Consider the following 20117-nt stretch of genomic DNA (forward strand, 5'->3'; position numbering starts at 1 on the left):
CCGGTATCGCGCCCTTGCTGGCATGACCGGGGCCCTTTTGCTTGGAATTCGTGTCAGGACACCCATGTTGCGAGGTGAATGCATGCAGACAGGGTCCGCCATGAAAATCCTGGTCGTCGAGGACGACCCGACCACGGGTCAATATATCGCGCGCGGTCTGCGTGAAGAGGGCCACACCGTGGACCATGTGGCCGACGGGCGGGCCGGGCTGGTGCAGGCCACGGGTGCCGATCATGACGTGTTGATCGTGGACTGGATGCTGCCCGAAATCGACGGGCTGACGCTGGTGCAAACCCTGCGCGGCGCAGGCAACCGCACGCCGGTTCTGTTTCTGACCGCGATGGGTAGTGTCGATGACCGTATCGCGGGCCTGAACGCCGGAGCTGACGATTATCTGGTCAAACCCTTTGCCTTTGGCGAATTGTCAGCGCGCATCAACGCGCTGGCCCGCAGGCCACGCACGCTGGCACAAGAGACCGTGCTGATGGCCGGTGACCTGACGATGGACCTGGTGTCGCGCGAGGTCAGGCGGGCAGGTCAGAAAATCGAATTGCTGCCGCGCGAGTTTGCCATTCTGGAACATCTGCTGCGGCGCAAGGGGCGGGTCCAGACCCGGACCATGCTGCTGGAATCCGTCTGGGGGATCAGTTTCGATCCGCAGACCAACGTGGTGGAAACCCATATCAGCCGCCTGCGGGCCAAGGTGGACAAACCCTTTGACACCGAACTGATCAAGACGGTGCGCGGTTCGGGCTACCGGATCGAGGCATGATAGGACGTCCGCGTTTGATCAATGCAAGCCCGGTACGGCTTGCCCTTGGGCTTGTCGCGCTGTTTGCGGTGGTCAGCGTCGTGTCGCTGGCGGCCAGCTATACGGCAACCAGCCGGGCGCTGGACATGCAGATGCGTCAGCAGTTGCGCCAGGATTTGGCCGGGTTTCGTGCGGCACCATCCTCTACGGCGCTGGCGGCACTTGTCGCGGCCGAGGCGCGCGCCACGGACCCCAACCGTGTCGTGCTGTCCTATGTGACTGCCGACGGGCGGCACTACGGCAATGGACGTCTGGCCCGCGACGAAGAAGGCTATGTGCTGACCACGCTCGAAAATCCGGAAACCCCGATTCAAGGCGAATATCTGGCGCTGACCACCCGCGAATATCGCGGTCTGCTGACGGTTGCGCGAAGCCGCGCGGAAATCGACCAGCTTTGGTCGGTTTACCGGACCATCGGGCTTTTGTCCTTGTTGCCGACGCTGATGATCGCCCTGGGGGCAGGGCTGGTCATGGCGCGTCGGTCCGCCCGCCAGGTGTCGGCCGTGCGGCGCACGCTGGGTGCACTGACATCGGGGGATCTGTCCGCGCGGGTGCGCCCGACGGAAACATGGTCCGATGATTTGCGGCGGATCGGCGATGGTATCGACCGCATGGCCGCAGCGCAGGAAACCGCGCGCGAGGCATTGCGTCAGGTGTCTTCTGACGTGGCGCACGACCTCAAGACGCCGATCCAGCGGATTTCGGTGCGGCTGGACGAGTTGGGCCGCACGGATCTCAATCCGGAGGCACAGACCCTGGTGGATCAGGCGCAGGCGGATGTGGCCAGCGTGGTGTCGGTTTTTCAGGCACTTTTGCAGATTGCACAGATCGAGGGGGGCAGCCCCAAGGCGCGGTTCGGACCGCTGGACCTCGTGCCACTGGTCGAGACATTTGCCGAACTGTATGAACCTGCGGCGCAGCAGACGGACCGCAGTCTGAACACGCAGGTGGCCTGTGATACGGCACCCGTCGTAGGGGACCGCGATCTGATCGGTCAGATTTTGGCCAACCTGATTGAAAACGCGCTACGCCATACGCCGCGCGGCAGTCAGATAACGCTTGGCCTGCGTATAGATGGCGCGCGCGTCATGCTGGAGGTCAGCGATAACGGGCCGGGTATTCCCGCAACGGAACGGGACAAGGTGTTGCGCAGATTGTATCGCCTGGACCGCAGCCGCACGACACCGGGCAGCGGGTTGGGCCTGAGCCTCGTGTCCGTGATCGCGGAACTGCATGATGCGTCGCTCACGCTGGACGATAACGTGCCGGGCCTGCGGGTGTCAGTGGCGTTTCAGCTGGCCAGCGGCAGGCCGTGATCAACCCGCAACCCCAGTTTTTCGGCGCGGGCCAGCATCGGGGGTAGAATCGTCATTTGCGGATCAGGGTCATTTGCGCAGCTATCGAGAATTTCTTGGAGCGCTGCCTTGTCACCCATGCGGACCAAAAGGCTGAACAGATTGTTAATCGTTGATTTTGCTGGCCGCGCGGCAAGGGCGCGTTCGTATTCCTGACGTGCAAAATCGGGATGCGTAAATGACAGCGCCTTGGCCCGTTCGCGGTGGAACGATGGATCACCACTGCGTTTTAACGCCAACGGCGGGATCTTGTCGTCGACGACGAGGCTGGTGATCAGTTTTTTCAATAGGCGCATGTTCGACAGCGCCACCAACACCGTATGGCCCGTAAATGGCAGAGCGACCTCTCGGATGTCGCGGTAGGTTGGACGCACGGTCTGGTTCAGAAACTGAACATCCCGTTTTTGCACGGGGTCATAGATCACGACGGGCGCGTGCTTTGATCGTCTGCTGTGCTTGAGGTGTTTGTGGTGGACCGGCACATCCGCGTAGGCGGGCAGGCCCAGGCCCTTCCAGGCGGGCAACATCGGTGCGGCGGCGATGATCCGCGCGTCGATTTGCCCACCGTAGTACAACGCCGCGTAGCCACCCAGACTGGCCCCGTAGCAGATGATATCGCGTCCGGCGGTGCACAGCGGGGCCACGGCGGTCCTGAACACCGCCGCATGAAGCCCTTGAAACTGGCTGTGTCTGCGCTGTGCGACGAACACATGGTCCCAGCCATTTTTCATTGCGAAATCGCTCCCGAAACCGGTATCGGAAATGTCCGATGGCTGCCCGCCAAAGGTGATCATCAGTTTTTCGGTCGGTGCCGGTGCCGGATGATAGGTGATCCGGTAATCAGGATGGTTCGCTAGTCTGATCATGGCACTCTCTCTGACGCGGTTTCGGCTGTCCGGGGTTCCGGACGGCCTGAGAGGTCACATGAAAAAGGGGCAGAACTGGCCCCATATCAAAGCAATTTTGTTCGACTGTTTCCGGCGGTGAAACGGACCACCGCCAGTTACCGGATTGTTTCGTGTTTCTGCTGCGGGTGATGGCAGGATCGCGGCATGCTGTCGCCGCCACGTCCGTGAACCACGTCTGGCACTGAATGGCCGAACACGGAAACCGCAGGGCCAGCGTGGCATGACGCGATATCTGTCATGCCATCAAACCTGCATCCCGGGCGGCCCGAAAACGCGAACAATCATGGCATTAAATTTGTGGTGGTAAGTGGTGGGCGACCCTGGAATCGAACCAGGCGTGCGTCTCCGCGAGGGAGTTACAGTCCCCTGCCACACCTTGCGGCCTGTCGCCCACTGGCGGCGGGAATAGCCGCAGTGATTTGGGGCGTCAACACGAAAAACGGCGCGGCAGGTGGGCTTGTTCCGCGCGGCGTTAACAGCCAAGTAGGTAGGATGAGAAATCGGGGGCATCGACCATGAAAAAACCCAAGTGGGTCATTGCAAAGGAACAGGGCAAACGCGCGGCAGCCGCAGAGACCGTGTGGCTGTTCGGTTTGCATGCGGTGCGCGATGCCCTGCTGAATCCACGCCGCGAACGGCTGCGGCTGGTGGTGACGCAAAACGCGCTGGCGAAATTGCAGGACGCCGTGACGATTGCCGGGATCGAGCCGGAAATCTGTGATCCGCGCAAATTTGCAGCCCCGATTGATGCGGGTTCCGTGCATCAGGGTGCCGCGCTGGAAGTGAAACCTCTGGATTGGGGGTCGCTTCAGGATATCGCGCTGGGCGCGGGACCGGAACCTGCGCGAATCGTCCTGCTGGACCGTGTGACGGACCCCCATAACGTCGGCGCGATCTTGCGGTCGGCCGAGGTGTTCGGTGCGCGTGCCGTGGTGGCCGTCCAGCGGCATTCCGCGCCCGAAACCGGTGCGCTGGCGAAAACGGCATCCGGCGCGCTTGAGCGCCAACCCTATGTGCGGGTGCGCAATCTGGCCGATGCCATGACGCAGCTGCAGGACATGGGCTATCTCGTGCTGGGCCTTGATGGCGAGGCCGAAACGGGCATCGAGGCCGCGGTCGAGGGCCTGCGTGATCGCCCCATCGCACTGGTCATGGGGGCCGAAGGTCCCGGGCTGCGCGAAAAGAGCCGGGAAACCTGCAACAGTCTCGTGAAACTGGACGCGGCGGGTGATTTCGGATCGCTGAACGTGTCCAATGCGGCGGCTGTGGCCCTCTACGCGGTGCGCGGATGACGGGAATGAAGGTCGCGACCTGCTGCTATTGTGGCACGCGTGCCGCCTTGGTGCTGCGTGGGAACGACCGTCACGAACTGGCCTGTGCGCAATGTGGCGCGCCGCTGCATGATCTGAAAATGATGCCGGCCAACGCCGGTGGGGTGTCGCGGCGCAGGGCTGCCCCTGCGCATCCGGCCCGGACATTGCGCGTCGAACACCTGAGCAAACCGACCAAGACAACCAAACGGCCCAAGCGCCGCAAGAGCCTGACGTCCAAGCTGGTGTCCGAACTGTGGGACGTGGTCGAGGATATATTCGACTGAAACAATGCGTCACCTCTGTGCGAGGGGGCTGGCGATGTGAACCGACCTGCGGCACATTCAGGTGACCCCGGAGAGGAGCCACCATGATTGATCGTCGTCATTTCCTGCTGTCTTGCGCGGTCCTGCCGCTGATGTCCCGCCCTGCGCTGGCGCAATCGGCCCCGACATTCGCGACCGGTGGAATCGCGATCAACGGGATGGATCCGCTGGAATATCACCGCCAGAATGCACCTGTCGCCGGCAGCGCCGATCACGCGCTGATGTGGATGGGTGCGACGTGGCATTTCGTGAATGCCGAAAACCGCGATGCCTTTGAACGCAACCCCAAGGCACATGCCCCGGCCTACGGTGGCTATTGCGCCTATGCCTTGGCACGCGGCTATCTGGCCGACACGGTGCCTGAGGCGTTTTCGATCGTTGATGGTCGGCTGTATCTGAATGCCTCCCTGCGCGTGCGCAGCCGCTGGGACGAAAATCGCGCCGCCGAAATCGTGGCCGCTGATGCGAACTGGCCGCAGATCCTTGGATAATCCGACCGACACCGAGATCCGCGCCATCTTTGACCGGGTCAAGACAATTGCGATTGTCGGGCTATCGGCCAACCCGGTCCGGCCCAGCTATTTCGTGGCCCGCTATCTGCAACTGCGCGGTTACCGGATCATTCCGGTCAATCCCGGTCTGGCGGGCCAGCAGGTGTTTGGTGAAACCGTCCATGCCAGTCTTGCGGATATCCCGGATGACGTGGACATGGTCGACATCTTTCGCCGGTCGGATGCCGTGCCCGCCCTCGTTGACGCCGCATTGGCCCGCTGGCCCGCGCTGTCCGTGATCTGGTTGCAACTGGGCGTCCAGCACGATGCGGCAGCGGCCGTTGCGCGTGCGCGGGGCGTCACGGTCGTGCAGAATCGCTGCCCCAAGATCGAATATCAGCGTCTTTATGGCGAGCTGCGCATGGGCGGTTTCAACACGGGCCGTATTTCGTCACGTCTGACATGAAAATAGGGGCGCGGCCCTGCGGCCACGCCCCCCATCTGGTGCGATCAGGCGCGGTTACTGCGCGCGGACCCAGTTCTGGCTGGCGCAGATCAGACCACCTGCCACACAGCCCTGAAGCCGCAACGCATTGCCGTTGACCTGCATCTTGCCGACATAGGTCTTGCCGTTGGACGGGCGATAAACCTGACCGTTGTAGGTGCCGTCACCGTTCGGTGCCATGCCGATGACGATCTGGCGGCCGATGTTTTCGGATTGGAACGGCGTGCCGTCGGCCTGATAGGTCCGCACGATCGTGCCGCAGACCGCAGCGCCGCAGGTTTCCATCTGGATATGGGCGAATGCGCCGTCGTCTACCTCGGTTTGCCAGACGCCGACGGCGGCGTCCTGTGCTGATGCTGCCGTTGCGATCAGGCCAGCTGCAATCGCTGTCAGAATTCGTTTCATTTGGGTCTCCTCCCCTCAAGTCATGGCGAACTTTGTGGTCGGGCGGCCCTCGCAATCAAGTCTGACGTTGGGTCGGTTGCAATTTCCTGCCGCCCGCGCCAGAACCGCGCCAAACCAGCCGGAGGCCTGCCATGATCCTGTACCCTGCCATCGATCTCAAGGACGGCAATGCCGTGCGCCTCGTTCACGGTGAAATGGATCAGGCAACTGTATTCAATGACGATCCCGCAGCGCAGGCGCGCAGCTTTGTCGATGCAGGCTGCGCATGGTTGCATCTGGTCGATCTGAACGGTGCCTTTGCGGGGGAACCGGTGAACGCCGCCCCGGTCGAGGCGATCCTCAAGGCCTGCCAGGTGCCGACTCAACTGGGGGGCGGTATCCGGGACATGGCCACGATCGAACGCTGGCTGGACCGGGGTCTGACCCGTGTGATTCTGGGAACGGTTGCTGTGGAAAACCCCGATCTGGTACGCGAGGCGGCCCGTGCCTTTCCCGGGCAGGTCGCCGTGGGTCTGGACGCGCGCAACGGCCGCGTGGCAACGCGCGGCTGGGCCGAAGAGACCGATGTCATGGTCACCGACCTTGCAAAATCCTTCGAGGATGCCGGGATTGCCGCGATCATCTACACCGACATCCTGCGTGACGGCGCGATGAAGGGTCCGAACATCGACGCCACCGCCGATCTGGCGCGTGCCGTGTCGATCCCGGTCATTGCCTCTGGCGGCGTGTCGTCACTGGCGGACCTGACGGCCCTGCGCGACACCGGCGTCATTGCCGGCGCAATATCGGGTCGTGCGCTCTATGACGGGGCGATTGATCTGGGTGCCGCCTTGGCCGCACTGGCGGCCGATCAGTAGTTTGGCACCTTCTGCCCCCGGGCGGCGGTCGTGGCGATCAGGGTGATGCGTTTGTCCCGGGTCGCTGCCTGCTTGGCGGATTTCAGATAGCGCAGGATATTCCGACGATAGGATGGGGCTGCGTTTGAAAACCACGACGCGCCACCGGCCGTATCAAGTGCTGCCTGCAAATCGTCCGGCACGATCAGCGCGTCCACATCCAGATCCGCATACCAGGTACCTGCGCGTTGGGCGGCGGCAACGCAGGCAAGGCCCGCGCTGTGCATCTGTCCTTGTGCTGTCAGTCGCGTGACCCTGTCGCGGTAGGTCTGTGTCCAGCGTTGCTGCGACCGGGGCGAAATCAGTTGCATGGTGCGCCCGTCGTCGCGCGCCATCCGGCGGCCATCGATCCAGCCATGGGCCAGCAGCGCATCCAGAACTGCATCACGGCTGACCGTGGGGCCCGCCCCACGTTTCCAAGTGACCAGCCAGACGCTGTCGCTCTGGGCGTGATGCTGATGCAGCCAGTCCCACAGCGCGGCATCGTCGTCGATCATGACTTGGGCAAAACGGTCCGGGTCCATGGTCAGCGCCTCAATTCGATTGGTCGTAGTGATCGCGCCCCTCATGCCTTGTCCGGGGTTCCCCTCGGGCAGGGCGCGCGCTAAGACGCTCATATGCTGAAAACACGTATCATACCCTGTCTGGACGTCGCAAAGGGCCGCGTCGTCAAAGGCGTGAATTTCGTCGGTCTGCGCGATGCGGGCGATCCGGTTGACGCGGCGATTGCCTATAACGCGGCCGGTGCAGACGAGCTGTGTTTCCTCGACATCATGGCGACCGAGGAAAATCGCGGCACCATGTTCGATCTCGCGACCCGCACGGCCGAGGCCTGTTTCATGCCGCTGACGATCGGGGGCGGCGTGCGGACGCACCACGACGTGCGCAACCTGTTGCTGGCGGGCGCGGACAAGGTCAGCTTCAACTCTGCCGCCGTGGCCAACCCCGACGTGGTGACAGAGGCCGCCTTGCGGTTCGGCAGCCAGTGCATCGTGGTTGCCATAGATGCCAAGACCGTGGCACCGGGCCGTTGGGAAATCTTTACTCATGGCGGGCGTCGGGCGACCGGCATCGATGCCGTGGACTTTGCCCGCACCGTCGCCGAAAAGGGTGCCGGTGAAATCCTGTTGACCGCGATGGACAATGACGGTGTGCAGACGGGCTACAATCTGCCCCTGACCCGGGCCGTGTCCGATGCCGTCGATATCCCCGTGATTGCCAGCGGCGGGGCAGGCACATTGGATCATCTGGTCGAAGGCGTGACCCAAGGTGGCGCCAGTGCCGTGCTCGCTGCGTCGATCTTTCACTTTGGCACCTACACGATCCAGCAGGCCAAGGATCACATGGCGGCCGCCGGTATCCCCATGAGGCTGCAATGACCCTGAACGATCTGTTTGCGACGATCCAATCCCGCAAGAGTGCCGATCCCGACACCAGCTGGACGGCAAAACTGCTGTCCAAGGGCCCGGCCAAATGCGCCGAGAAATTTGGCGAAGAAGCGATCGAGGCGATCATCGAGGCCGCGCGCGGCGACAGACAGGCCCTCACTTCAGAGGCCGCCGATGTCCTGTATCATCTGCTCGTCATGCTCGCGGCCAGCGATGTGACACTGGACGCGGTTCTGGCGGAACTGGACAATCGCCAAGGCACATCCGGCATCGCGGAAAAGGCAGCCCGGCCCTAGCCATCGCTGTTTTCCAAATATCCCGGGGGACGGCGTAGCCGGGGGGCAGCGCCCCCGCCCGGGCATCAGCCCTTGCGCAGCCCTGTCTCGACCAGCATGCCCCGCCGCTTGGCCTCGTAATAATAGCCGCGCGCATACCATTTGACGGCCTCGGCCTCGGACCCGTTCGACAGCAGCCAGGCCCCGCGCAGATATTTTCCCGCGTATTTCAGGTTCGTCTCTGCATCCAGCAGATCAACCGGTTGGCCGGTGAACCCCATCGTGCCTGCGGTTTGAGGCAGGATCTGCATAAGCCCGTAGTAGGGACCGTTGCGCGCACCGGGGCGGTGGGTGCTTTCGCGAATGATGACACGGTGCAACAGCGTGCGCGGGATGTCATAGGTGTCCGCGTAGGTGTTGATCAGCGCCCGCAGTTCCGGTGTCTCGTTCGGATGCAGCGGCAAGGCCTCCGCAACCTCTGTCGTGGCAAAACCAAGCCCCTCCTGGGATTTGTCAGTCGGACCTGCGCAGGCGCTTACCAAGCCCAGAGCGATTGCCACTACGGCGGTTCTTGTCATCTGCATGCGGTGTGTTTTCCATGTGACCTGTCGGCAATTAGCCGCACGATCGCAATCCCGGCAAGCGTGCTGATCTGCGTCGGCAGATTTCGGCGCAAGGGGCGCGGCCCCGGGCGACCTGTCAGGAAAAGACCGACCAGCCTGTGGCCTGAGCAAACATCTCGGCGGCTTCGGTGCCCAGTTTGGAATTGCCCTGTGCGTTCAGGCCAGGTGACCAGACCGCGATACTGGCCTTGCCGGGGGCCACGATCAGAATACCGCCCCCCACGCCGGACTTGCCGGGCAACCCGACGCGGAACGCAAAATCGCCCGATGCGTCGTAGTGCCCGCACAGCATCATCAGCGCGTTGATCCGTGTCCGACGTGCGGGCGACATCAGGCGTGGCGCACCGGGCGCGCCCGTCAGCATCAGACCGGCACGGGCCAGTTGCACGCATGTCATCGACAGGGCGCATTGATGGAAATAGGCCCCAAGAACCTGTTCGACCGGGTTCTGCAACCGCCCGTGGGAGGCCATGAAATAGGCCAGCGATCGGTTCAGATCGCCTGTCGCCTGTTCGGATTGCGCCACTGCGGCATCGATGTGGATATCTTCATCGCCCGCCGCCGCGCGCACGAATTGCACCAGTTCGGCCAGGAAATCCCGTGGCGCATGATGCGCCATAGCAGCGTCGGTGGTGGCGATGGCCCCTGCATTGATGAACGGATTGCGGGGGCGACCCGCCTCGTGTTCCAGTTGCAGGATCGAATTGAAGGCCTGACCGGACGGCTCGCGCCCCACGTTGGACCAGAACGCATCCCCCAGGCGCCCCAGTGCCATCGACAGGGTGAACACCTTCGAGATGCTCTGGATCGAAAATCGTGTCTCGGCGTCGCCGGTTGTGAACAGACCCCCATCCGCAAAGGCCACGGCCATCCCGAATTGCGCGGGATCGACGCGGGCCAGCGGCGGGATGTACTGGGCAACCGTGCCGCGATCCCTGGTGGCCTGCATCGCCTCACCGATCCGGTCGAGGATCGATTGCACGTCCATCATGGCATCCAGCGCAGGAAATTCGCGATCATCCGCAGACCGGCGGCCTGGCTTTTTTCGGGGTGGAATTGTGCGCCGATGATGTTGTCACGTCCGACAACCGCCGTCACGTCCCCGCCGTAATCAACATGCGCGAGCAGATGCGCGGGGTCATGCACGCGCATGGCGTAGGAATGCACGAAATAGGCATGTTCACCCGTGGCGAGCCCGTCCAGCACCGGATGCGCGCTGTCCATGACCAGATCGTTCCAGCCCATATGCGGGATCTTCAACGCGGGATCGGCGGGCCGGATGCGTGTCACATCGCCCGCAATCCATCCGAATCCCGGCGTCGCCTCGTATTCGTGACCCGTCGTCGCCAGCAACTGCATCCCCACGCAGATACCCAGAAACGGCACGGCGCGGTTTTCCACCGCATCGACAATCGCCTCGGCAAGAGCGGTCCGGCTGAACAACTGGTCGCGACAATGCGGGAATGCCCCGTCACCGGGCAGCACGATACGGTCAGCGCGGGCCACCACGTCCGCGTCACCGCTGACGATCACGTCGCCTGCACCTGTTTCGCGGGCCATGCGTTCAAAGGCCTTTTGCGCGGAATGCAGATTGCCGCTGTCGTAGTCGATCAGAACGGTGGTCACAGGCTACCCTTGGTCGACGGAATGGCATCAGCCTTGCGCGGGTCGGTGTCCAGCGCGTCGCGCAGGGCACGGGCGACCGATTTGAACGCGGCCTCGACGATGTGGTGGGCGTTGAACCCGTGCAGGCGGTCGATGTGCAGCGTGATGCCGCCATGGGTCGACAGCGCCTGAAAGAATTCGCGCACCAGTTCGGTGTCGAATGTCCCGATCTTGCCAAAGGGCAGATCGAGGTTGCAGATCAGATAGGGACGCCCGGACAGATCCAGCGCACAGCGTACCTGCGCGTCATCCATCGCCAGATGGCAATCGCCATAGCGGCGGATCCCTTTCTTGTCGCCCATGGCCTGCGTCAGGGCCTGGCCGATGGCGATGCCCACGTCCTCGACCGTGTGGTGGTCGTCGATGTGCAGATCGCCCGTCGCCTTGACGTGCAGATCGATCAGCGCGTGCCGCGCTAGCTGGTCCAGCATGTGGTCAAAGAAACCGACACCGGTGCGGTTGTCGTAGGTGCCCGTCCCGTCAAGTTCGATCATCACCGTGATGTCGGTCTCATTGGTCTTGCGTGTGATCGTGGCGCTGCGCATTGCGGCCTCCTGTCGTTTGCACACCGTATAGGCGGGGCAGGGGGCAAGTGCCAAGGGGACGGATTGCGCGGGCGCGCCGCGTGGTGCAGGTTTGCCCCGCACCACATGAGGAAACCCGATGACCACCTGCGTCTTTGTCCAGATCCGCTGCAAGCCCGGCACGACCTATGCGGTCGCCGAACAGATCGCGCTGCGCGAAATCCATTCCGAACTTTATTCCACCAGCGGCGAATACGACCTGCTGATGAAGGCCTATGTGCCCGCCACATCCGATGTGGGTCATTTCGTCAACGAAAGCGTGGCCGGCATAGCGGGGATCGAACGCACGATGACCACCCTGACATTCAAGGCATTCTGATCACCGCACAGCAAAAAGCCGCCCCGTGGGGCGGCTTTTTTGGTCCGACTGGAGCGGGCGAGGCGATTCGAACGCCCGACCCTAACCTTGGCAAGGTTATGCTCTACCCCTGAGCTACGCCCGCGCGCCAGTTCGGTTCTTGATGGAGCGGGCGAGGCGATTCGAACGCCCGACCCTAACCTTGGCAAGGTTATGCTCTACCCCTGAGCTACGCCCGCATCATCAAGTGAGGCAGGCTTTACCGTCCCGGCTTTTTGGCTGCAAGTGGATTTTTTGCACAAAGGCGACTTAAGTTTTCAAAAGGTCCCCATGACGCCGGATGTCGCTGTTTGCGGCAGGCCGCAAAGACGCCCCACCCACCGTCCCGCAGATGCATCATCTTGCCCGAAATACTCCGGGGGAGCGCCGCAAGGCGCGGGGGCAGCGCCCCCGGCACCCTTTGCTGTCAGGCTTCGAATTCGATCAGCAGATCCTTGGCATCGATCTGGGCACCGGCTGTGACATGCACTGCCTTGACCACCGCGTCGCGGTCGGCGTGGATGCCGGTCTCCATCTTCATCGCCTCGATGGTCAGCAACAGATCGCCCTGTTTGACCTTTGCGCCAACCTGTGCGGCGACGGTGGCCACCACGCCCGGCATCGGCGCGCCAATGTGGTTGGGGTTGCCCAGTTCGGCCTTGGGGTTGCTGACGCGGTCTGCGGCCGCCAGACGGTTCAGAACGCGGATCGTGCGCGGCTGACCGTTGAGTTCGAAGAACACCTTGACCTCGCCGTCTTCGCCCATGTCCGACACGGCCTGCATCCGCACTTCCAGCGTCTTGCCCGGGTCGATTTCGGCGCTGATTTCCTCGCCGGGTTCCATCCCGTAAAAGAACGTCTTGGTCGGCAGCGTGCGGACAGGGCCGTACAGATCGTGACGCGCCGCATAGTCGGTAAAGACCTTGGGATACATCAGGTAGCCGTTCAGATCCTCGTCGTCGATAGCGGTGCCCAGCTTGTCGGCCAGTTCGTTGCGCGTGGCCTCCAGATCGACGGGGGGCAGATGCTTGCCCGGACGGTCGGTGCTGGGTTTTTCGCCCTTGAGGATCTTTTTCTGAATCGCGTCAGGCCATCCGCCCGGCGGCTGGCCCAGGCTGCCGCGCATCATGTCGATCACCGAGTCGGGGAATGACACATCGACCGATGGATCTTCGACCTGCGCGCGGGTCAGGTTCTGGCTGACCATCATCAGGGCCATGTCGCCCACCACCTTGGATGACGGCGTGACCTTGACGATATCACCGAACATCCGGTTCACATCCGCATAGGTCTGGGCGACCTCGTGCCAGCGATCCTCGATCCCGAGGCTGCGGGCCTGTGCCTTGAGGTTGGTGAACTGCCCACCGGGCATTTCGTGCAGATAGACCTCTGACGCGGGGGCCTGAAGGCCGGATTCAAACGCCAGGTAATGCGCGCGGACCTGTTCCCAGTAGTTCGAGATTTCGCGGATCGCTGCAATGTCGAGGCCGGTATCGCGGTCGCTGCCGCGCAGCGCCTCGACGATGGACCCCAGGGTCGGCTGGCTGGTATTGCCGGACAAGGCGTCCATGGCGGCATCGACGCAGTCCACGCCAGCGGCGGCGGCCGCCAGAACGGTCGAAATCGCGGCCCCCGATGTGTCGTGCGTGTGGAAATGGATCGGCAGGCCGACCTCTTCCTTCAGCGCCTTGAACAGTTGCGCCGCCGCCGGTGCCTTGAGCAGGCCCGCCATATCCTTGAGGCCAAGCACATGCGCACCGGCCTTTTCCATCTCCTTGGCCATGCCGACGTAATATTTCAGGTCGTATTTCGCCCGGTCGGGGTCCAGCATGTCCCCGGTGTAGCAGATCGTACCTTCGCAGACCTTGCCGCTGTCGATCACCGCATCCATCGCGACGCGCATGTTTTCCACCCAGTTGAGGCTGTCGAACACGCGGAACACGTCGACGCCTGATGTGGCGGCCTGTGCGACAAAGCTTTGGACCACGTTGTCGGGGTAGTTGGTATAGCCCACCCCGTTCGAGGCGCGCAGCAGCATCTGCGTCATGACATTGGGCATCTTTGCGCGGATATCGCGCAGACGCTGCCACGGGCATTCCTGCAAGAACCGGTAGGCCACGTCGAATGTCGCACCCCCCCAGCATTCCACGCTGAACAGACCAGCCATCTTGGTGGCATAGGTCGGGGCGATGGTGACCATGTCGATGGACCGCATCCGGGTTGCCAGCAGCGACTGGTGACCGTCGCGCATGGTGGTGTCGGTGATCAGCAGCTGCGGCTGGTCCTTCATCCACTGGGCGACGGCGGCAGCACCGTCGCGATCAAGGATCTGGCGCGTGCCGTCGGGCACATCAGAGGTTGTCTTGACCGGGGCCTTTGGCATTTTCACGTCGGCGGCGGGCCGCGGCCGGTTGGCCGTTTCGGGATGCCCGTTCACGGTGATGTCGGCGATATAGGTCAGGATTTTGGTGGCGCGGTCGCGGCGCGCCTTGAAATCGAACAGTTCCGGCGTCTCGTCGATGAATTTCGTGTGGTATTCGTTGTTCAGGAACGTCGGGTGTTTCAGCAGGTTTTCGACGAAAGCGATGTTGGTGCTGACGCCACGGATGCGGAATTCGCGCAGTGCGCGGTCCATGCGGGCGATGGCCATTTCAGGCGTCGGCGCGCGGGCCGTCACCTTGGTCAGCAGGCTGTCGTAGTAGCGCGTGATGACAGCACCGGAATAGGCGGTGCCGCCGTCCAGGCGGATGCCGGGGCCGGTGGCTGAGCGATACATCTGGATGCGGCCGTAGTCGGGGATGAAATTGTTCTGCGGATCCTCGGTCGTGACCCGGCATTGCAGGGCGTGTCCGTCCAGCTGGACATCGTATTGCGACGCACAGCCGGTCGCCTCGACGATGCTCTTGCCTTCGGCAATCAGGATCTGGGCGCGTACGATGTCGATGCCTGTCACCTCTTCGGTGACGGTGTGTTCGACCTGCACGCGTGGGTTCACCTCGATGAAATAGAATTCACCCGAATCCATATCCATCAGGAATTCGACCGTACCCGCGCATTCATAATTCACATGGGCGCACAGCTTCTTGCCCAGGTTGCAGATGCGTTCGCGCTGCGTGTCGGACAGATAGGGGGCGGGGGCACGTTCAACGACCTTTTGGTTGCGGCGCTGCACGGAACAATCGCGTTCCCACAGGTGATAGATTTCGCCGTGGCTGTCGCCCAGGATCTGCACCTCGACGTGACGCGCCTTCATGATCATCTTTTCCAGATAACCCTCGCCGTTGCCGAAGGCAGCCTCGGCCTCGCGGCGGCCTTCGCGGACTTTTTCCTCCAGCTCGGATTCGTTCATGATCGGGCGCATGCCGCGACCACCGCCACCCCAGCTGGCCTTGAGCATCAGCGGATAGCCGACCTCTGCTGCCTGCTTCTTGATCAGGGCCATGTCCTCGCCCAGCACGTCGGTGGCTGGGATGACCGGCACGCCGGCCTCGATGGCGACGCGGCGGGCACTGGCCTTGTCGCCCAATTCGCGCATCGTCTTTGCCTTGGGGCCGATGAACGTGATGCCCGCTGCGGTGCAGGCGTCCACGAAATCGGGGTTTTCAGACAACAGGCCATAGCCCGGGTGGATGGCATCGGCGCCGGCCATCTTGGCCACGCGAATGATCTCTTCTATGGACAGGTAGGCGGCGACCGGGCCCAGACCCTCGCCGATGCGGTAGGCCTCGTCGGCCTTGAACCGGTGCAGCGACAGCTTGTCCTCTTCGGCAAAGACGGCGACCGTCTTTTTGCCCATCTCGTTGGCCGCCCGCATGACCCGGATCGCGATTTCGCCCCGGTTGGCAATGAGTATTTTCTTGAAGTCGGCCATGGTGTGATCCTTTCGCAGTTGCAGCATTGTTAAGCGGTGCAACGGGGATGTCCAGTGTTGGTGTTAGCGTTAACGGACGCGCCGTGACGGAAGCTCGGACAGTTTTCGCGTCCCCAGTTGCCCCATGTTGGCGATGATGTCCTGTTTGAGAATGTCGATGACATGCGCGGCCCCTGCGTCCCCGATCGCGCCAAGACCATAGTGGAATGCGCGGCCCAGCATCACGAACTCGGCCCCCAGCGCGATCATGCGCAGGATATCCAGACCGCCCTCTACCCCGGAATCGCAGATGATCGGCAGATCGGTGGCCGCACGGATTGCGGGCAGCACATCCGCTGTTGCCGGGGCGGCCGCGAACTGCCGCCCTGCGTGATTGCTGACCCAGATCGCATCGACCCCGGCCTCGCTCAGGCGGGGGACGTCGCCTGCATCCAGCACGCCCTTGACCACCAGTGGCCCGTCCCATTCCGCCCGCAGGGCATGCAGGTAATCCCAGTCGGGCGATGTGCGCAAAAGGTAACCCGCGTGCGCCGTGGATGGCAGGGCCGTGGTGGTGTCGCTGTAGCTGTCGATCAAACGCATGCGCGGCATGCCCGTCTGGCGGATCCCGTTCAGCCAGGCCGGACACATCGCCGCCTGCGCCGCCAGCCGGGGCGTCAGGCGCGGCGGGTTCGTCAGACCGCCGCGTGTCTGCCGTTCCCGGCGTGATGCGACGGGCACATCAACGGTCAGAACCAGCGTGCCGAATCCGGCGTCGCGGGCGCGGCGCAACATGTCGGCGCGGATCTGCGGATCGCGGGGCGGATAGATCTGGAACCAGGCATGGGTGCCCAGATGAGGGGCGACATCCTCTGGTGTCTGGGTCGCGACAGTGGACATGCCGTAAGGGATGCCTGCCGTGGCGGCCGTGCGTGCCAGCAGACGTTCCGCGCCCGGCCAGACCAGCCCGGACATGCCGACCGGCGCGATACCGAATGGCAGCGGATAGGTGGCCCCCATCATGGTGACACTCAGGTCCGGGGAGAATTCACCGTGCAGGATCGAGGGCTGCAACAGCACCGCGTCCAGTGCCGCGCGGTTGCGCGCCAGCGCGGATTCGTCGCCGGTGGCTGAATCCAGATATTCCCAGACGAAATGCGGAATCCGGCGGCGCGCGCGGGCGCGCAGATCGGCGATGGCAGGGTAGCGGCTATGCAGGTTCATGCGGGCCACGCTAGGGCTTTGCCCCACAGGAGGGAAGTCGTGACGATGCGGATGTCGCTGCGGCATGACTTTTGCAAAAGGGACGCCGTGTTGCGTGAACGAACCGTGAACGAGGGGTTTCTTTGTTTGGCACGAGGCATTATGAAAGAGGGATGAATGATTTTTCAGAAGATGACGCATTCGAGGCCGCCGTGCCGCTGTCGCAACGGGCGCGGGCGGGGGGCGTTGCTGCACGCTTTGGCGGGGATGCCGCCTATCTGGACGGGCTGAACCCCGCGCAGCGCGCTGCGGTCGAGGCGCTGGACGGCCCTGTGTTGATGCTGGCGGGTGCCGGCACCGGCAAGACCCGCGCGCTGACGGCGCGGATCGCGCATCTGCTGCATACGGGCACGGCCAGCCCGCGCGAAATCCTTGCGGTGACGTTTACCAACAAGGCCGCACGCGAGATGAAAAACCGCGTCGGCCGACTGATGGGCGAAACGGTCGAGGGCATGCCATGGCTTGGCACGTTTCACGCGATCTGCGTCAAACAACTGCGCCGTCATGCCGAACTGGTCGGGTTGAAATCGAATTTCACGATTCTGGACACCGACGACCAGCTGCGGTTGTTGAAACAGTTGATCGTGGCAGGCGGCATCGACGAAAAACGCTGGCCGCCGCGTATGCTGGCCGGGATTATCGACGGCTGGAAAAACAAGGCCTATGGCCCCGACAAGGTGCCATTGGCCGAGGCCGCCGCATTCGATCACAAGGGGGTGGAACTCTATGCGGCCTATCAGGCCCGGCTCAAGGATCTGAACGCCTGCGACTTCGGCGACCTGCTGTTGCACATGGTCACGATCTTTCAGACGCACGAGGATATCCTGCGCCAGTATCAGCGCTGGTTCCGCTACATCCTCGTGGACGAATATCAGGACACCAACGTGGCCCAGTACCTGTGGCTGCGGCTGCTGGCCTCGGCGCATAAAAACATCTGCTGCGTGGGCGACGACGATCAGTCGATCTATGGCTGGCGCGGTGCAGAGGTTGGCAACATCCTGCGGTTCGAGACCGATTTTCCGGGTGCCACGGTCGTCAAGCTGGAACAGAACTATCGGTCCACCCCGCATATTCTGGCCGCCGCATCCGGTGTGATCGCGTCCAACAAGGGCCGTCTGGGCAAGACGCTGTTCACCGACGCCGAAGACGGTGAAAAGGTCCGCCTGATCGGCCATTGGGACGGCGAGGAGGAGGCCCGTTGGATCGGCGAGGAAATCGAGGCGCTGCAACGCGGCACGCGCGGGCAGGACCCGGTCGGTCTGGACAATCAGGCGATCCTCGTGCGGGCCAGCCACCAGATGCGCGCCTTCGAGGATCGGTTTCTGACCATCGGCCTGCCTTACCGCGTCATCGGGGGTCCGCGCTTCTATGAACGTTTGGAAATCCGCGACGCCATGGCCTATTTCCGCCTCGCCGTGAGCCAAGAGGACGATCTGGCGTTCGAGCGGATCGTGAACACGCCCAAGCGTGGCTTGGGCGACAAGGCCGTGCAGACGATCCAGCGGGCCGCGCGCACCAATGGTGTCAGCCTTGTCGAAGGCGCGCGCATCGTGGTGCAGGGAAAGCTGTTGGGTGGCAAGGGACTGCGCGAACTGGGTGTGTTGGTCGACGGGTTGGACCGCTGGCACGCGCAGGTCAGGCAGGAATCGGACACCCATCAGGAGCTGGCCGAAATGATCCTGGACGAATCCGGCTACACTGGCATGTGGCAAAACGACAAGACGCCAGAGGCACCGGGTCGTCTGGAAAACCTCAAGGAACTGGTCAAGGCACTGGATAACTTTGAGAACCTTCAGGGTTTCCTCGAACATGTCGCGCTGATCATGGACAACGAGACCGAACAGGACGGCGAAAAGGTCAGCATCATGACCCTGCACGCCGCCAAGGGTCTGGAATTTCCCGCCGTGTTCCTGCCCGGATGGGAGGACGGATTGTTCCCGTCCCAGCGGTCGATGGACGAAAGCGGGTTGAAGGGCCTCGAAGAGGAACGCCGCCTTGCCTATGTCGGGATCACGCGGGCCGAGGAGATCTGCACCATTTCCTTTGCCGCCAACCGCCGGGTTTACGGCCAATGGCAATCGGCGCTGCCGTCGCGGTTCATTGACGAGCTGCCAGAGGACCATGTCGAGGTGCTGACGCCGCCGGGTCTGTATGGTGGCGGATACGGTGCTGCGGGCATGGCGGCCAATGCGTCGCCCAAACTGCGCGAAGAATCCATGTCGGACCTGCACCAAAAGGCGCATGACGCCAACGTCTACAACTCTCCGGGGTGGCGGCGTTTGCAGGCGCGGGGCCAGACCCGCGGCGTGTCGCAACCCGCCGAGGCGCGCAACATGACGATCGACATGACGGCTGTCAGCGCGTTCACAACCGGCGACAGGGTGTTTCATACCAAGTTCGGTTACGGCGAAATCAAGGGGATCGAGGGCGACAAGCTGTCTATCACCTTTGACAAGGCGGGTGACAAACATGTGGTCGCGAAATTCGTTGTGGCGGCCGACGCCGCGTCCGACGTGCCGTTCTAGTGCCAGATCATCGGGATCAGGGACGCCATCAGCAGAGCGGCCATTGACACGTTGAACAGGCGGAGCCGGCGGGCGGTGCCCAGAAACCTGCGGACCTGGACGCCAAGCGCGGCCCAGATGGTGATCGCGGGCAGGTTCGACATCAGGAAAACGCCTGCCACGATCAGCGATCCGACCCAGACCGGGCGGTCCTGCGGGGCGAATGCGGTAATCGCGGTGATCGCCATGACCCATGCCTTTGGGTTGACCCATTGAAACGCGGCGGCCTGTAGAAAAGTGAATGGCCTGCCCTGGACCTGTGATGCCTCTGGCGGGACGGCCGTCGCGATCTTCCATGACAGCCACGACATATAAAGCACCGCGAGCACGGTCAGGATCATGTTCAGCACCGGGTAGGTCGTAAACACCCGCAACAGAACCAGCCCGATCATCGCCACCATGAACGAATGACCCAGGCTGATGCCGCACATATGCGGGACCGTCCGGCGAAATCCGTAGTTTGCGCCGGATGCCATCAGCATCAGGTTGTTGGGGCCCGGCGTGACCGAACTGACAAAGGCAAACTGAAAGAGCAGGTAGAGCGTGACATTTTCCATGCCA

Annotated in this window: 21 protein-coding genes and 3 tRNA genes; 11 read left to right on the top strand and 13 right to left on the bottom strand. The window is 62.9% G+C overall.

The window, feature by feature from the left end:
* The first annotated feature begins 100 nt into the window (after window positions 1-100).
* Both AN189_RS03215 and AN189_RS03220 read left to right on the top strand, forming a co-directional pair.
* Complete coding sequence (locus AN189_RS03215; RefSeq protein ID WP_056032072.1) at window positions 101-772, top strand: response regulator transcription factor; 672 nt, start codon at window positions 101-103, stop codon at window positions 770-772.
* On the top strand, window positions 769-2127 hold the full coding sequence (locus AN189_RS03220; protein WP_056030994.1) for a HAMP domain-containing sensor histidine kinase: 1359 nt from the start codon (window positions 769-771) through the stop codon (window positions 2125-2127). The genes AN189_RS03215 and AN189_RS03220 overlap by 4 nt, the downstream gene beginning before the upstream one ends.
* On the opposite strand, the gene AN189_RS03225 is transcribed toward AN189_RS03220, so the two are convergent.
* Together AN189_RS03225 and AN189_RS19075 are read right to left on the bottom strand one after the other, a co-directional pair.
* Window positions 2103-3032 (bottom strand): hypothetical protein, encoded by a 930-nt coding sequence (locus AN189_RS03225; RefSeq protein ID WP_056030997.1) that lies wholly within the window; start codon window positions 3030-3032, stop codon window positions 2103-2105. The genes AN189_RS03220 and AN189_RS03225 overlap by 25 nt on opposite strands.
* A gap of 350 nt (window positions 3033-3382) precedes the next feature.
* Window positions 3383-3466, bottom strand: a tRNA-Tyr gene (locus AN189_RS19075).
* A gap of 123 nt (window positions 3467-3589) precedes the next feature.
* Here AN189_RS19075 and rlmB point away from each other — a divergent pair.
* The 4 genes from rlmB to AN189_RS03245 all read left to right on the top strand — a co-directional run bounded on the left by rlmB (window position 3590) and on the right by AN189_RS03245 (window position 5667).
* A complete protein-coding gene (gene rlmB / locus AN189_RS03230) occupies window positions 3590-4366 on the top strand; it encodes a 23S rRNA (guanosine(2251)-2'-O)-methyltransferase RlmB (RefSeq protein WP_056031000.1) in 777 nt (258 codons plus the stop codon).
* 5 nt (window positions 4367-4371) lie between these two features.
* Window positions 4372-4671 carry a hypothetical protein gene (locus AN189_RS03235; protein WP_319004486.1) on the top strand — a complete coding sequence of 100 codons (300 nt, stop codon included), beginning with the start codon at window positions 4372-4374 and terminating at the stop codon, window positions 4669-4671.
* 83 nt (window positions 4672-4754) lie between these two features.
* On the top strand, window positions 4755-5201 hold the full coding sequence (locus AN189_RS03240; protein ID WP_056031007.1) for a YHS domain-containing (seleno)protein: 447 nt from the start codon (window positions 4755-4757) through the stop codon (window positions 5199-5201).
* Window positions 5173-5667, top strand: coding sequence for a CoA-binding protein (locus AN189_RS03245; RefSeq protein WP_056031010.1), 495 nt, complete (start codon window positions 5173-5175; stop codon window positions 5665-5667). The genes AN189_RS03240 and AN189_RS03245 overlap by 29 nt, the downstream gene beginning before the upstream one ends.
* A gap of 54 nt (window positions 5668-5721) precedes the next feature.
* Here AN189_RS03245 and AN189_RS03250 read toward each other — a convergent pair whose 3' ends face one another.
* The gene (locus AN189_RS03250; RefSeq protein ID WP_056031012.1) at window positions 5722-6111 is read right to left on the bottom strand and encodes a DUF2147 domain-containing protein; all 390 of its coding nucleotides are present in this window, start codon (window positions 6109-6111) and stop codon (window positions 5722-5724) included.
* A 131-nt stretch (window positions 6112-6242) separates the two neighbouring features.
* Between AN189_RS03250 and hisA the strand changes: the two genes are divergently transcribed.
* Entirely contained in the window at window positions 6243-6968 is a 726-nt protein-coding gene (gene hisA, locus AN189_RS03255) for a 1-(5-phosphoribosyl)-5-[(5-phosphoribosylamino)methylideneamino]imidazole-4-carboxamide isomerase (protein WP_056031016.1), read from the top strand.
* Here hisA and AN189_RS03260 read toward each other — a convergent pair.
* A complete protein-coding gene (locus AN189_RS03260; RefSeq protein WP_216597718.1) occupies window positions 6962-7576 on the bottom strand; it encodes a YdeI family protein in 615 nt (204 codons plus the stop codon). The two genes, hisA and AN189_RS03260, sit on opposite strands and share 7 nt — an antisense overlap.
* Window positions 7577-7624: 48 nt before the next feature.
* On the opposite strand from AN189_RS03260, the gene hisF reads away from it, so the two are divergent.
* Both hisF and AN189_RS03270 read left to right on the top strand, forming a co-directional pair.
* On the top strand, window positions 7625-8386 hold the full coding sequence (hisF, locus tag AN189_RS03265) for an imidazole glycerol phosphate synthase subunit HisF (RefSeq protein ID WP_056031022.1): 762 nt from the start codon (window positions 7625-7627) through the stop codon (window positions 8384-8386).
* Window positions 8383-8691 carry a phosphoribosyl-ATP diphosphatase gene (locus tag AN189_RS03270; RefSeq protein WP_056031024.1) on the top strand — a complete coding sequence of 103 codons (309 nt, stop codon included), beginning with the start codon at window positions 8383-8385 and terminating at the stop codon, window positions 8689-8691. The genes hisF and AN189_RS03270 overlap by 4 nt, the downstream gene beginning before the upstream one ends.
* A gap of 65 nt (window positions 8692-8756) precedes the next feature.
* Here the strand turns inward: AN189_RS03270 and AN189_RS03275 are convergent, their stop codons facing one another.
* The 4 genes from AN189_RS03275 to hisB form a co-directional block, all read right to left on the bottom strand.
* A complete protein-coding gene (locus AN189_RS03275) occupies window positions 8757-9254 on the bottom strand; it encodes a lytic transglycosylase domain-containing protein (protein WP_056031027.1) in 498 nt (165 codons plus the stop codon).
* Between the two features lie 115 nt (window positions 9255-9369).
* Window positions 9370-10284 carry a glutaminase gene (locus AN189_RS03280; protein ID WP_056031030.1) on the bottom strand — a complete coding sequence of 305 codons (915 nt, stop codon included), beginning with the start codon at window positions 10282-10284 and terminating at the stop codon, window positions 9370-9372.
* Window positions 10281-10919, bottom strand: a complete 639-nt coding sequence (hisH, locus tag AN189_RS03285; RefSeq protein ID WP_056031033.1) for an imidazole glycerol phosphate synthase subunit HisH — start codon at window positions 10917-10919, stop codon at window positions 10281-10283. Before hisH ends, AN189_RS03280 begins: the two co-directional genes overlap by 4 nt.
* A complete protein-coding gene (gene hisB, locus AN189_RS03290; RefSeq protein ID WP_056032075.1) occupies window positions 10916-11503 on the bottom strand; it encodes an imidazoleglycerol-phosphate dehydratase HisB in 588 nt (195 codons plus the stop codon). Before hisB ends, hisH begins: the two co-directional genes overlap by 4 nt.
* A gap of 118 nt (window positions 11504-11621) precedes the next feature.
* Between hisB and AN189_RS03295 the strand changes: the two genes are divergently transcribed.
* Window positions 11622-11861, top strand: a complete 240-nt coding sequence (locus AN189_RS03295; RefSeq protein WP_056031036.1) for an Lrp/AsnC family transcriptional regulator — start codon at window positions 11622-11624, stop codon at window positions 11859-11861.
* Between the two features lie 49 nt (window positions 11862-11910).
* Here AN189_RS03295 and AN189_RS03300 read toward each other — a convergent pair.
* The 4 genes from AN189_RS03300 to AN189_RS03315 form a co-directional block, all read right to left on the bottom strand.
* Window positions 11911-11985 (bottom strand) — tRNA-Gly (locus AN189_RS03300).
* Window positions 11986-12004: 19 nt separating this feature from the next.
* Window positions 12005-12079, bottom strand: a tRNA-Gly gene (locus AN189_RS03305).
* Window positions 12080-12306: 227 nt separating this feature from the next.
* The gene (locus AN189_RS03310; protein WP_056032078.1) at window positions 12307-15750 is read right to left on the bottom strand and encodes a pyruvate carboxylase; all 3444 of its coding nucleotides are present in this window, start codon (window positions 15748-15750) and stop codon (window positions 12307-12309) included.
* A 69-nt stretch (window positions 15751-15819) separates the two neighbouring features.
* Window positions 15820-16953, bottom strand: coding sequence for an alpha-hydroxy acid oxidase (locus AN189_RS03315; protein WP_056032081.1), 1134 nt, complete (start codon window positions 16951-16953; stop codon window positions 15820-15822).
* 152 nt (window positions 16954-17105) lie between these two features.
* Here AN189_RS03315 and AN189_RS03320 point away from each other — a divergent pair, with 152 nt between their 5' ends.
* A complete protein-coding gene (locus tag AN189_RS03320) occupies window positions 17106-19517 on the top strand; it encodes an ATP-dependent helicase (RefSeq protein WP_056031039.1) in 2412 nt (803 codons plus the stop codon).
* Here AN189_RS03320 and AN189_RS03325 read toward each other — a convergent pair.
* Window positions 19514-20113: a LysE family translocator gene (locus tag AN189_RS03325; RefSeq protein WP_056032084.1), complete on the bottom strand. Its 600-nt coding sequence runs from the start codon at window positions 20111-20113 to the stop codon at window positions 19514-19516. The two genes, AN189_RS03320 and AN189_RS03325, sit on opposite strands and share 4 nt — an antisense overlap.
* Between the last annotated feature and the right edge of the window lie 4 nt (window positions 20114-20117).

The organism is Loktanella sp. 3ANDIMAR09, assembly GCF_001420005.1.
Lineage (GTDB): Bacteria > Pseudomonadota > Alphaproteobacteria > Rhodobacterales > Rhodobacteraceae > Loktanella.